At 63.4% G+C, this 12,553-nt stretch carries 9 protein-coding genes; all 9 read right to left on the bottom strand.

Features of this window, described 5'->3' with window-relative positions:
• Positions 1-201: 201 nt before the first annotated feature.
• The 9 genes from BLU37_RS25890 to BLU37_RS25850 all read right to left on the bottom strand — a co-directional run bounded on the left by BLU37_RS25890 (position 202) and on the right by BLU37_RS25850 (position 12,493).
• Positions 202-1,119 (bottom strand): LysR family transcriptional regulator, encoded by a 918-nt coding sequence (locus BLU37_RS25890; protein ID WP_090210181.1) that lies wholly within the window; start codon positions 1,117-1,119, stop codon positions 202-204.
• Between the two features lie 146 nt (positions 1,120-1,265).
• A complete protein-coding gene (locus tag BLU37_RS25885) occupies positions 1,266-2,618 on the bottom strand; it encodes an OprD family outer membrane porin (RefSeq protein WP_090210178.1) in 1,353 nt (450 codons plus the stop codon).
• A 220-nt stretch (positions 2,619-2,838) separates the two neighbouring features.
• On the bottom strand, positions 2,839-4,680 hold the full coding sequence (locus BLU37_RS25880; RefSeq protein WP_090210175.1) for a DAHL domain-containing protein: 1,842 nt from the start codon (positions 4,678-4,680) through the stop codon (positions 2,839-2,841).
• A 182-nt stretch (positions 4,681-4,862) separates the two neighbouring features.
• A complete protein-coding gene (locus BLU37_RS25875) occupies positions 4,863-6,239 on the bottom strand; it encodes a nucleobase:cation symporter-2 family protein (RefSeq protein WP_090210172.1) in 1,377 nt (458 codons plus the stop codon).
• 75 nt (positions 6,240-6,314) lie between these two features.
• Positions 6,315-7,415, bottom strand: coding sequence for a DNA alkylation repair protein (locus BLU37_RS25870; protein WP_090210169.1), 1,101 nt, complete (start codon positions 7,413-7,415; stop codon positions 6,315-6,317).
• Positions 7,416-7,526: 111 nt separating this feature from the next.
• The gene (lpdA, locus tag BLU37_RS25865; RefSeq protein WP_090210167.1) at positions 7,527-8,915 is read right to left on the bottom strand and encodes a dihydrolipoyl dehydrogenase; all 1,389 of its coding nucleotides are present in this window, start codon (positions 8,913-8,915) and stop codon (positions 7,527-7,529) included.
• A gap of 2 nt (positions 8,916-8,917) precedes the next feature.
• A complete protein-coding gene (locus BLU37_RS25860) occupies positions 8,918-10,198 on the bottom strand; it encodes a dihydrolipoamide acetyltransferase family protein (protein ID WP_090210165.1) in 1,281 nt (426 codons plus the stop codon).
• A complete protein-coding gene (locus BLU37_RS25855; protein WP_090210163.1) occupies positions 10,199-11,254 on the bottom strand; it encodes an alpha-ketoacid dehydrogenase subunit beta in 1,056 nt (351 codons plus the stop codon).
• Positions 11,255-11,257: 3 nt separating this feature from the next.
• Positions 11,258-12,493 carry a 3-methyl-2-oxobutanoate dehydrogenase (2-methylpropanoyl-transferring) subunit alpha gene (locus BLU37_RS25850; RefSeq protein ID WP_090210161.1) on the bottom strand — a complete coding sequence of 412 codons (1,236 nt, stop codon included), beginning with the start codon at positions 12,491-12,493 and terminating at the stop codon, positions 11,258-11,260.
• Positions 12,494-12,553: the final 60 nt, after the last annotated feature.

Here is a 12,553-nt window from a genome sequence, read left to right as displayed (position 1 = left end):
CAAGCTCGGGCTGGAGGCGATGTTCCTGGGGTTCACCAGGCTGGGTAGGCCACGTCAGGTGCTGTCGAGCGTCTTCATGATGCGGACCTGGGCGTGGTGCGCATTTTTAGCATTGCGGTATTGGAATAAAAAATATCAGTTTTCGGGGTGTCCATTCATTCCTGATATGGATGGCTGGGCCGGCCCGTCCATGAGTGCCCGCTATGGCATCTGGGCGAGCTGCGCTTCGAGTTCCTGGCAGCAATGGCGCAAGGCATCGACGAACTGGTCGACCAGCACCGAGTGGGGGCGGTGCAGCGGGCGCACCACCCTTATGGAGTAGGGAATCGAGACGGCGAACCGGCGAATCGTCAGCCCGAGGTTGAGGTAGGCGAGGGCGGTGAGCGGGTTGATGATGGACACGCCGACACCGTGGGCGACGGTGCTGCATACAGCGGCGGCGCTATGGGTTTCCACCACCAGTCGCCGGCTGATGCCGTGCTCCTGGAACAACGAGTCGATTTTCTTGCGATAGGGATCGTTGGCAGCGACTGAAGTGAACGGCTCGCCTTCGAAGTCCTCGGGGCTGAGCACCGACTTGTCTGCCAGGCGGTGGTCGGTGGGTAGAACGCAGACCATGTCCGAGGTGAACACGCAGTCGCTTTCGGTGCCGATCGGCACGGTGGACTCCTCGATCAGCCCGAGGTCGTAGCGCTGTGAGGAGAGCCATTCATTCAGCAGAGGGGCTTCCTGCGGGGTGATGCTCAGGGCCACATCCGGGTACTGCCCGAGAAAGCGTTTGCAGACCCTCGGCAACAAGGCCTGGGAAAAGGCCGGCAAGGTCACCAGGGCGATCTGGCCGTGCTTGTGCTGGCGGATGGCTTCGGCGGTACGCTCGATCCGCTCCATGCCGAAATAGGCGCGCTCCACTTCCTCGAACAGGCGCAGTGCCTGCTCGGTGGGGATGAGCTTGGCATTGGCCCGCTTGAACAGCACCAACTGGGTGATGGATTCCAGGCGGCTCAGCTCGCGGCTCACGGTGGGCTGCGAGGTGTGCAGCAGCTCAGCCGCGGCCGTGGCGCTGCCGGTGGTCATCACGGCCCAGAAGATTTCCATGTGCCTGAAGTTGAGCTTGGCCATGTGCCTTGATGTCTCGGTGTTGCGGGAGGGGAACGGATTATATCTGAATCGGGAGGTGGCCTTGAGGGGCACAACCATGGGGCTCCCGCAAAGTCTTGGGGCAACACTGAGATCGTGTTTCAGGACCTGCGGGAGTGGGGAGGTTGTTACCAGAGCGGAATAACGTAGCTCACGTAGAAGCGGTTTTCATCCTGGAGGGTCTGGCCGGTGATTTCCGGGGCGGCGTGGGCGTTCTGCCATTTCACGCCCAGGCCCTTGAGTTGACCGGTTTGCACTTCATAGCTCAGCGCCAGGTCGCGTTCCCACTCGCTGGCGTCGCTGTTGGCGGCCGTGCGGACCTGGTCGCCGTGGGCGTAGGTGGCAGCGAATTTCAGGCCGTCGATACCCAGTTGGGCGAAGTCATATTTGTATTGGGCCATCCAGGTGCGCTCGCCGGCGTGCTGGAATTTGTTCAGTTGCAGGTTGGTCAGCGCCGGGGTGTCGGCACCCGAGCCCGGGCCCTGGCGGTTGTCGCCGCTGTTGAGGCCGGAGTCCAGGTACGGGAAGTCGCTGTCGCCGCTGTTCTTCTGGATGCCCAGGCCCACGGTGTGGCCGGCCAGGCTGTAGCTTTCCATCAGGCTGAGGGTCGACTGGTTGATCCGGCCCTTGCTGAGGCCGTTGCCGTAGTAGCCGGCTGCTGCGTACTCGCTGTCGCCATCACCGTTGCCACCGATGCCGAGGCTGCGGTAGGCACGAAAGTCGCTGTCGATGGCGCCGACAGGCAGGACGTCATGGCGCTTGGCGCCGAGGAAGGCCTGCTGGTAGTAGTCCTCAAGGCTCGAGTACCAGGCGCCCAGGGTGGTGTCGGGGATACCCGCGTAGTCCGCGCCGCCGTAGAGGAAACGATCGCTCTTTTGGGTACCGCCAGCGGTGATCATGCCGGTGTCGCCGGTTTCGTTGCGGATCTTGGTCTGGTTGATGTCACCGACGGTGAATGTGAAGTTGTCCAGGTCCTTGGACACCAGTTGCGCGCCGGTGTTGGTCTGGTGGTACAGGCGGCCGTCGGTGTTGGCCAGCATCGGGTTGTTCTGGTACAGGGTGCCGATGCGCAGTTCGTCCTTGAGGAAACGCGCCTTGAAGGTCGGGCTGAGTACGCCGAACTGGTCGGCGGACTGGCCGTCATCCAGCGGGAACATGCTGCCGGGGTAGCGGCCCTGGTGGTTCTTGTCGTTGAGGTCGCCGCCCGAATCGAGCTTCAAACCGTAGAACGCCTGCAGGTCCAGGCCCAGGCCAATGGTGCCTGCGGTGTAGCCGGACTTGAAGTCGAACTGGAAACCCTGGCCCCAGTCACGAATGCTGTGGGCTTTGGCACTGCTGCCACTGATGTCGCGTCCCTGCTGATTCAGATAGCGGTTGAGAAGGGTGACGTCGGCGTGGCTGTCATCGATGAAGTCGGCATGGGCGGACATCATGACGCTCGCCAGGGCGGCCCCCATCAGGGGACTAAACAACTGGTTCATGGGTTCGGATCCTGGTCACGGAATTGAAATAAGAGCTGCAAACTCTTGAAACAATTAAGGAGTGGCCATGTGACAGTTCCGAGTCAAAGGCGGGGGCTGGCGGATGAAATTAAATTTAGTAAGGGAGCCTTTTTAAAGATTTATTTCATTGATTTTTAAAGGTTTTTATTTTAAATCCAGCCTTCTCGTCCCGATGCGTATGCTGTGCCGGATGCAAGGGCTACTGTGGGTGCGTGGTCGCCGCCGCGCTCGCCTGCGCAGGTTTTTGCGGCAACTCGTTCAAGGGCACCTCCAGGGTGAACATCGCCCCTTTGCCTGGGCCATCGCTCTGCGCGCTCAGGTGCCCCTTCATCTCGACGGCCGCCAGGGCGCAACTGTGCAGGCCAAAGCCGTGGCCGTCCTTGCGGGTGGTAAAACCGTGGGTAAAGATCCGCGGCAGGTTTTCCGGGGAGATGCCCTCACCATCGTCCTGCACGCTGATGCGCAAGATCGCACCGTCGACCACTCGCACACTCACGGTGATTTCGCGCTCGCGGTTCGTCATGTCTGACACCGCCTGCTTGGCATTGCTGAGCAGGTTGATGAGGATCAGCAGCAGCCGGTGCTTGTCCCCGAGGAAGATCGGTACCGGCTGGTAATCCCGGATGACCTTGATGTGGTGCCGAATCAGTGAGCCGGTGTTCATGCGCAGGGCATCCTCGATCAGATCGGCGATGCTCAGGGGCTCGAGCAGCTTGGGGGCGCCAGCATAGGACTGCTGGGTGCTGACGATTTCCTTGATGTGCTCGACGCTTTTGCTCAACTGCCCCAACTCCTGGACGATCTCCGTCTGCTCGGTACCGATGGCGGTGACCAACTGGTTGAGATAGCCGGGCAGCAGCTTGCCCTTTTCGTCCTGGCTGAAGAAATGGCCGAGGTCATCGGCACGTTCGTTGATCAATTGCACGGCCTTGCCCAATCCCTGGGTCTTGCTGCCACGCACCTTGCGCGTCACCAGCTCGGCCGAGATATTCACGCTGTTGAGCACGTTACCGACGTTATGCAGCACATTGGTAGCGATTTCCGCCATACCCGCTGCCCGGGCCGTGCTCATCAACTCGCTCTGCGTCTCCCGCAGTTCGCGCGTGCGCTCTTCCACCCGCTGTTCGAGGCGTTCGTTGGCCGCCTGCAAGGCGCTGTTCATCTGGTTGATCAGGGCATGGCTACGCAACTGGCGGATGATCAGATAGAACACCCACAACACCATGAGTGCCGCGCACAGGCTTAGATAAACCAGGTACTGGCGGTTTTGCAGGTCGGCGCGCCGCTGGTTCTCATTGAGCAGTTCATTGATGGCATCGAGGTTCGCCGCCACCGGGATAAAACCTAGGCGTTCGAGCAGGTCATTGGTCTGGGGCTGCTCGCGCACCACCAAGTTGACCTGTTCGATCAGTTTGTCGATCGGCGCGGTGAAGGCGGGGGGTAGGTTGTTTTTCTGTGCCGTCAGGTGCTGAATCTGGCGCTCGATCTTCTCGGCCCGGCCATTGGTCACATGGTGCGCGTACTCCATCGTGCTCAAGGTCAGTTTCGAGGCGCTGTACAGCACGCTGAGCGTTTCCACCGGGTGTGCAACGCTGAAGGGCTCCAGGTTGGCCTGGATGGAATCCTCGATCGCCGACAGGCTTTCGAGGTCATCGCGCAGGGCGGTGTTGTGCGTCTGGAACTGCTCGATCAGTGTGCTCTTTTCCCCCCAGGCATCGAGGTAGGCTTTTTTGCGCGCCTGCCAGATGGCGGAATTCTCCAGAGCGCTGTTCAGCGTGACCAGTTGTTCCCAGCGCTTGCCCGATTCCGCAGCGGGGCCGGCCAGCAGGTTGTAATTATATTCGTCGCTGATGCGGGTCTTGAGAATCCTGGCATCAAGCCTGGCGTCCAGTTGCTTGAGCTGGCGGATCAGATCGCGGGATTCGACGTAGGTGGAGGTCTCGCCCGAGAAGGCCTTCACGAGAAGGAAGGCCAGAAGACTGGCGAGAACGACAAACAGGGTGATCAGCGCGGTGCCTCTGTACCTGCTCCATTGCAGCATGGTGTACGTCCTGTGCACGACTGGAAAACATGAGGTGTCTTTGCGAAGTGTAGCGCCGGTTAGCGTTTGCGCACGGGCAGGTAGTGTTTTGGTTCGACACTCGGATCGTTCCACTCAAGCACAGACGGTGGTCACCGCCCTTCGGGCCGGGTGCGGGGCAACATTGCGTTGCCCCGTGGCAATCAGTTGCTTTTCGGCGAAGCGGGCAGGAACCAGTTCAGCAGCAGGGCGCAGAGGCCGCCGGTGGCCACACCGGATTCGAGCACGTTGCGCAGCGCCGTCGGCATGTGTGCGAGGAATTCCGGTACCTGCGATACGCCCAGGCCCAAAGCCAGGGACACGGCGATGATCAGCAGCGCGCGGCGGTCGAGGGTGATGCTCGCCAGAATGTTGATACCCGAGGCCGCCACGGCGCCGAACATGACCATGGCCGCGCCGCCCAGCACGGGCTCCGGTACTGCCTGGATCGCACCGGCCACCGACGGGAACAGTCCCAGCAGGATCAGCATCAGGGCGATCCACTGGCCAATGTGGCGGCTGGCGATGCCGGTGAGCTGAATCACGCCGTTGTTCTGGGCGAAGATCGAGCTGGGGAAGGTATTGAATACCCCGGCCAGCAGCGAGTTGGCGCCGTTGACCAGCACGCCGCCCTTGATCCGTTGCATCCACAGCGGGCCCTCGACCGGCTGGCGCGACACCTTGCTGGTGGCGGTGACATCACCGATGGCTTCCAGGGACGTCACCAGGTAGATCACCAGCATCGGAATGAACAGCGACCAGGAGAACCCGAGACCGAAGTGCAGCGGTGTCGGCACCTGGAACAGCGCCGCTTCGTGCATGCCGGTGAAGTTCAGGCGGCCCAGGTAGCCAGCCAGGGCGTAACCGGCGGCCAGGGCGATGACGATGGCGCAACTGCGCATCCACACCAGCGGGATGCGGTTGAGCAGCACGATGATCGCCAAAACCGTGCCGGACAGCAGCAGGTTCTCGCCGTTGGCGAAGGTGCCGTTGCTCATGGCGCTGAAGCCGCCGCCCATGCTGATCAGGCCGACCTTGATCAGGGTCAGGCCGATCATCAGCACGACGATGCCGGTCACCAGTGGGGTGATCATGCGTTTGACGAAGGGCAGGATGCGCGAAATACCCATCTCGACGAAGGAGCCGGCGATGACTACGCCGAAGATCGCGGCCATCACCGCTTCCACCGGCGTGCCTTGCTTGACCATCAGCGCGCCGCCGGCGATCAGTGGGCCGACGAAGTTGAAGCTGGTGCCCTGGACGATCAACAGACCGGCACCGAACGGTCCGAAGCGGCGGCACTGAACGAAGGTGGCGATGCCGGAGATCACCAGTGACATCGAGACGATCAGGTTGGTGTCACGGGCCGAAACGCCCAGGGCCTGGCAGATCAGCAGGCCGGGGGTGACGATCGGCACGATGATCGCCAACAGGTGCTGCAGCGCGGCGAGCAGGCCGATCAGCAGGCGAGGCCGGTCCTCCAGGCCGAGAATCAACTCGTTTGCCTGGGGCTCGGTGGGCGGAGTCTGGTGAGAGGTCATGGCAAGTGCCCTGGAAAAAAGAGCGGCGATTTTACTGCAATGCCCCGGGGCGTGAAGCACTATCTGTAGCGGCTCTCAGTCGAGGATATCGAAACCGCTGCTGCCCAGGCGTTCGCCGTTGATCAGCAGGTGTACCGCGTGGTGACCGCTGTAGTGGCGGCGGGTAGTGAGTTCGCGGATGTGCTGGTGGCGGCTCAGGGTTTCGCTGGCACCTGGGGCCAGGTGCAGGGTCTTGAGCTTGAAGACCTTGGTCGAGGTGCCGCCTGAGGCCTTCACGTAGTCGATGCCGTAGTCGATCACCAGCTTCTGGCTGGCCGGTGCAGTGGAGGCCAGGGTGAAGGAGAGGGTGATGCTGTCGCCCAGACGGATCTGCGCCGGTTCGACCTTGAGGTCCCGGACCTCGACCTGGGCCTTGGCGCCCGCACCCATCAGGGCCAGGGCGCGTGGATTGCCCTGCTTGATCAGGCTGCGCAGGGCATGGCGGGCGATCCACGCGGTGCGCGGGTCGTCCAGCGACCAGCCTTCGAGCAGGTCCAATACCCAGTCGGGATGTTCCTTGGTGATGTCGTTGAGGTGGTTGGCCACCGATTTGCGCACGTACAGGCTGTCGTCGCACTTGAGCTGTTCGAGAATCCCGGCGGCGAGGTTGGGGTCTGCCTGGATGCGCGCCAATCGGAACGACCACGGCAGTCGTGGCCGCGAGCCTTCGCTGGCGAGGCGGCGCACGTGTTCGTTGGCGTCTCGTGACCATTCCTGCATGACCGCCAGGGTTCGCTCGAAATCGCTGAGCAGAAAGTGCCGCACCGCGAATTCGGAAGAACCGAAGCGGGTGAAGTATTTCAGGGCCTCCATCGACAGCTCGAAATCATCGCCGCCGTAGCTGGCCACGTAGTGCGGCAGGCTGATACTGACGAAGCCGCTGTTCAGGCGCGGGGCGAGCTGGCGCAGTACCTCGATCGACTGCCGGTAGTCCAGTGGCAGCACCGCGTGCAGGCTTTCGCTGACCCTTACCAGGCGCTGCATGAGCGACAGTTCGCCCAGGCCCTGGTGGGTACGGCGCAGAAATTCGGCGCTGTCGAATGGGGGGTATACCGCCTGCATTTCATCGGCGATGTGCTGCAGGCGTTCGCTGTTGAAGATTTCCTTCAGCGCGGGGGCGGCTTGTTCGGTACTCATGGCCTGCTCCGGTCCTTGAAAGCTGAGCAGTATAAGTGAGCGGGGAGGGCTTGGGAGGGTAGGTCAATGAACCGGGGCGCCAGGCCGCCGGTTCATTTGCTGCCCGGATCGTCAGATGTGCAACGCATGCCCCAGGGCTTTCAGCGCCGCTTCCTGCACCGCCTCACCCAGCGTCGGATGGGCATGGATGGTTCCGGCAATATCCTCCAGCCGTGCCCCCATCTCCAGCGACTGCCCAAACGCTGCCGCCAGTTCCGAAACGCCAACCCCCACCGCCTGCCACCCCACGATCAGGTGATTGTCGCGACGTGCCACCACCCGCACGAAGCCGCTTTTGGACTCCAGGGTCATGGCCCGTCCGTTGGCGGCGAACGGGAAGTTCGCGACGAGGTAATCCAGCCCGGCGGCCTTGGCGTCGTCCGGTGTCTTGCCGACCACCACCAGCTCCGGGTCGGTAAAACACACGGCGGCGATGGCCGTCGGGTTGAACTCGCGGTGCTTGCCGGCAATCAGCTCGGCGACCATCTCCCCCTGGGCAATGGCGCGGTGAGCCAGCATCGGCTCGCCGGTCAGGTCGCCAATCGCCCAGACGTTGCGCATGCTGGTCTGGCAGTGGCTGTCGATACGGATCGCCGCACCGTTCATGGCCAGCGCCAGGGCTTCCAGGTTCCAGCCCTGGGTCCGCGGCTTGCGCCCGACCGCCACCAGCACCTGGTCGGTGGCCAGCGTCAGGGTTTCACCCTGGGGATCGCGGACCTTGAGGCTGTTGCTCGCCGCCTCGAAACCTTCGACGCTGTGCCCCAGCAGGACGTTGAGGCCCAGGGCCTTGAGCGAATCGGCCACCGGCTGGGTCAGTTCGCGATCATAGGTTGGCAGAATGCGCTCGCGGGCTTCGACCACCGTCACCTGCGAACCCAGCTTGCGGTAGGCGATCCCCAGTTCCAGGCCGATGTAGCCGGCACCGACCACCACCAGGCGCTTGGGAATCGACGTCGGTGCCAGAGCTTCGGTGGAGGAAATCACCGCGCCGCCAAATGGCAGCATCGGCAGTTCCACGGTCTGCGAGCCGTTGGCCAGCAGCAGGTGTTCGCACTGGATGCGCAGGCCGTCGACGTCGACGTTCTTGCCGTCGATTATCCTTGCCCAACCGTGAATGACCTTGACCCCGTTCTTCTTCAGCAAGGCCGCGACACCGCTGGTGAGGCGGTCGACGATGCCGTCCTTCCACTCCACGCTCTTGCCGATATCCAGGCTCGCCTGTGCCACCTGGATGCCCAGCGGTGAATGACCGCCGCTGTAGCCTTGGGTGGCGTGGAACTGCTCGGCGACATGGATCAACGCCTTGGACGGAATGCAGCCGACGTTCAGGCAGGTGCCGCCCAGGGACTGGCCTTCCACCAGGATGGTCGCAATGCCCAGTTGCCCGGCCCGAATGGCCGCGACATAACCGCCGGGGCCGCCGCCGATGATCAGCAGGGTGGTGCTTTGAGTCTGTTGCATGCTCACTCCACAAACAGGCAGGCGGGTTGTTCGAGCAGGCCGCGAATGGCCTGGATGAATTGCGCCGCGTCCATGCCGTCGACCACGCGGTGATCGAACGAGCTGGACAGGTTCATCATCTTGCGTACGACGATCTGGCCCTTGATCACCACGGGCCGTTCGACGATGCGGTTGACGCCGACGATCGCCACTTCCGGCAGGTTCAGTACCGGCGTGCTGACAATGCCGCCCAGAGCACCGAGGCTGGTCAGGGTGATGGTCGAACCGGACATTTCCTCGCGGGTGGCCTTGCCGCTACGGGCGGCCTTGGCCAGGCGGTTGATCTCGTCGGCGCTGCTCCACAGGTCAAGGCTCTCGGCATGCCGTAGCACCGGCACCATCAGGCCGCCGTCGGTTTGCGCGGCAACGCCGACATGCACCGCGCCATGGCGGGTGATGACCTGGGCCTCGTCGTCGTAACGCACGTTGATCTGCGGAAAGTCGCGCAGGGCCACGACCAGCGCCCGCACCAGGAACGGCAGCAGGGTCAGCTTGCCGCGACTGTCGCCGTGCTGGTGGTTGAGATGCACGCGCAGCTCTTCGAGGGCGGTGACATCGACCTCCTCGACATAGCTGAAGTGTGCGGCACGGCGTGTGGCGTCCTGCATGCGTTGGGCGATCTTGCGGCGCAGACCGATCACCGGGATCTGTTCTTCATCGGTACGCCGCGCGTAGCGGCTGCTGACGTTCTGGGCAGGCTGTTCGGCCTGGGCCAGGTAGGCGTCGAGGTCGTCGTGCAGAATGCGTCCGGCCGGGCCGCTGCCGTGGACAAAACGCAATTCGATCCCGGCATCCCAGGCACGTTTACGCACCGCTGGCGAGGCCAGTGGGCGTTCGTCGGGCTGGCGGGCGACGGGGGCCGCCCGGGTCGGCGCAGGTGCGGGCACCGCAGCCGGTTTGGCGACGGGCTCGACGACTGCCACTTCCACTGGCTTTTCCGACACAGGCGCAGGGGCCGGCTTGGCTGGCGGCGCCTCGCTGCCTTCACGAACGTTGCCAGCACCTTCGACTTCGATGCTGATCAGGATGCTGCCGACTGCCATGACTTCACCCGGCTGGCCGCCGAGGGCGATCACCTTGCCGTGCACCGGCGAGGGAATGTCGACCATGGCCTTGTCGGTCATGACATCGGCCAACACTTGATCCTCGACCACCAGGTCACCGACCTGCACGTGCCATTGGGACAGTTCCACTTCCGCGATGCCTTCGCCGATGTCCGGCATCTTGATGACGTGCGTACCCATTCAGACCTCCATGACCCGTTTCAATGCCGCCCCGACCCGCACCGGGCCGGGGAAGTACGCCCATTCCTGCGCATGGGGGTAGGGCGTGTCCCAGCCGGTGACGCGCTCGATCGGCGCCTCCAGGTAGTGGAAGCAATGCTCCTGCACCAGCGCGATCAGCTCGGCACCGAAACCGCAGGTGCGGGTGGCTTCGTGGACGACCACGCAACGACGGGTTTTCTTCACGGAATTGACGATGGTTTCCAGGTCCAGCGGCCACAGGCTGCGCAGGTCGATGACTTCGGCGTCGACCCCGCTTTCCTCGGCGGCGGCCTGGGCCACGTAGACGGTGGTGCCGTAGGTGAGGATGGTCACTTCGCTGCCCGGGCGGGTGATCGCCGCGCTGTCCAGCGGTACGCTGTAGTAACCATCGGGCACGGTGCTGGCCGGGTGTTTCGACCAGGGCGTGACCGGGCGATCGTGATGACCATCGAACGGGCCGTTATAGAGGCGCTTGGGTTCGAGGAAGATCACCGGGTCATCGTTTTCGATGGCGGCGATCAGCAGGCCCTTGGCGTCGTAGGGATTGGACGGCATCACGGTGCGCAGGCCGCAGACCTGGGTGAACATCGCTTCCGGGCTCTGGCTGTGGGTCTGGCCGCCGTAGATACCGCCGCCGCAGGGCATGCGCAGGGTCATCGGGGCGACGAACTCGCCGGCCGAGCGGTAGCGCAGGCGCGCCGCTTCCGAGACGATCTGGTCGGAGGCCGGGTAGAAATAGTCGGCGAACTGGATTTCCGCCACCGGGCGCAGGCCGTAGGCCCCCATGCCCACTGCCACGCCGACGATGCCGCTTTCCGAGATCGGTGCATCGAATACCCGCGAGGTGCCGTACTTGGCCTGCAGGCCCTCGGTGCAGCGGAACACGCCGCCGAAGTAACCGACGTCCTGGCCGAACACCACCACGTTGCTGTCGCGCTCGAGCATCACATCCATGGCCGAGCGCAGGGCCTGGATCATGGTCATGGTGCTGGTGGCCACGGCGTTCTCCGTTTGCAGTTTGCTGTGATCGTTCATGGCTTATAACCCTAGTTCCTGGCGCTGCCGACGCAGGTGGTCGGGCATTTCCTTGTAGACGTCCTCGAAGATGGTCGCGGCGCTGGGCATCTGCCCGTCTGCCAGGGTGCCGTACTGTTCGGCTTCCTTCTGCGCGGCGATGACCTCGGCTTCCAGTTCCGCACTGACCGCAGCGTGTTCCTCTTCGGACCACTGGCCGATGGCGATCAGGTGCTGCTTGAGGCGGGCGATCGGATCGCCCAGGGGGAAATGACTCCAGTCGTCGGCGGGACGGTACTTGGACGGATCGTCGGAGGTGGAATGCGGGCCGGCGCGGTAGGTGACCCACTCGATCAGCGTCGGACCGAGGTTGCGCCGCGCGCGTTCGGCGGCCCAGGCGGACGCGGCGTACACCGCGATGAAGTCGTTACCGTCGACCCGCAGCGAGGCGATGCCGCAGCCGACGCCGCGTCCGGCGAAGGTGGTGGCTTCACCGCCCGCGATGGCCTGGAAGGTGGAAATCGCCCACTGGTTGTTGACCACGTTGAGGATCACCGGCGCGCGGTAGACGTGGGCGAAGGTCAGGGCGGTGTGAAAGTCCGACTCGGCGGTGGCGCCGTCGCCGATCCAGCCCGAGGCGATCTTGGTATCGCCCTTGATCGCCGAGGCCATGCCCCAACCGACCGCTTGTACGAATTGGGTGGCGAGGTTGCCGGAAATGGTGAAGAAGCCATGCTCGCGTACGGAGTACATGATCGGCAGTTGCCGGCCCTTGAGCGGATCGCGCTCGTTGGACAGCAACTGGCAGATCAGGTCCACCAGCGGCACTTCGCGGGCCATCAGGATGCTTTGCTGGCGGTAGGTGGGGAAGCACATGTCGTCGACGTTCAGCGCCAGCGCCTGGGCGCTGCCGATGGCTTCCTCGCCGAGGCTCTGCATGTAGAACGACATTTTTTTCTGACGCTGGGCGACGACCATGCGAGTGTCGAAGATCCGCGTCTTGAGCATGGCGCGCATGCCCTGGCGCAAGATGTCCACCGGCACGTCCTCGGCCCACGGACCAAGGGCCTGGCCCTGGTCGTCGAGCACGCGGATCAGGCCCTTGGCCAGGTCGGCGGTGTCGGCGGGTTCGACGTCGATGGGGGGCTTGCGGACCTGGCCGGCATCGGTCAGGCGCAGGTAACTGAAATCGGTCTTGCAACCGGGACGGCCTGAGGGTTCAGGAACGTGCAGGCGCAGCGGTTCATACGCTGAGGTCATGGCTTTCTACGCTCTATCTTGTGAATTTCTTGTAGTGGGCGCGCGAGCTGGAAATCATTC

This window comes from Pseudomonas asplenii, assembly GCF_900105475.1.
In the GTDB taxonomy this organism is placed as follows: Bacteria; Pseudomonadota; Gammaproteobacteria; order Pseudomonadales; family Pseudomonadaceae; genus Aquipseudomonas; species Aquipseudomonas asplenii.
Note: the sequence above shows the minus strand (reverse complement) of the source record. Positions and strands in the feature narration are given on the sequence as shown.

Bases quoted from the DNA above. Each gene is read 5' to 3' on its own strand.
- BLU37_RS25890 (WP_090210181.1), bottom strand. From the start codon at position 1,119: ATGGCCAAGCTCAACTTCAGGCACATGGAAATCTTCTGGGCCGTGATG.
- BLU37_RS25885 (WP_090210178.1), bottom strand. From the start codon at position 2,618: ATGAACCAGTTGTTTAGTCCCCTGATGGGGGCCGCCCTGGCGAGCGTC.
- BLU37_RS25880 (WP_090210175.1), bottom strand. From the start codon at position 4,680: ATGCTGCAATGGAGCAGGTACAGAGGCACCGCGCTGATCACCCTGTTT.
- BLU37_RS25875 (WP_090210172.1), bottom strand. From the start codon at position 6,239: ATGACCTCTCACCAGACTCCGCCCACCGAGCCCCAGGCAAACGAGTTG.
- BLU37_RS25870 (WP_090210169.1), bottom strand. From the start codon at position 7,415: ATGAGTACCGAACAAGCCGCCCCCGCGCTGAAGGAAATCTTCAACAGC.
- lpdA (WP_090210167.1), bottom strand. From the start codon at position 8,915: ATGCAACAGACTCAAAGCACCACCCTGCTGATCATCGGCGGCGGCCCC.
- BLU37_RS25860 (WP_090210165.1), bottom strand. From the start codon at position 10,198: ATGGGTACGCACGTCATCAAGATGCCGGACATCGGCGAAGGCATCGCG.
- BLU37_RS25855 (WP_090210163.1), bottom strand. From the start codon at position 11,254: ATGAACGATCACAGCAAACTGCAAACGGAGAACGCCGTGGCCACCAGC.
- BLU37_RS25850 (WP_090210161.1), bottom strand. From the start codon at position 12,493: ATGACCTCAGCGTATGAACCGCTGCGCCTGCACGTTCCTGAACCCTCA.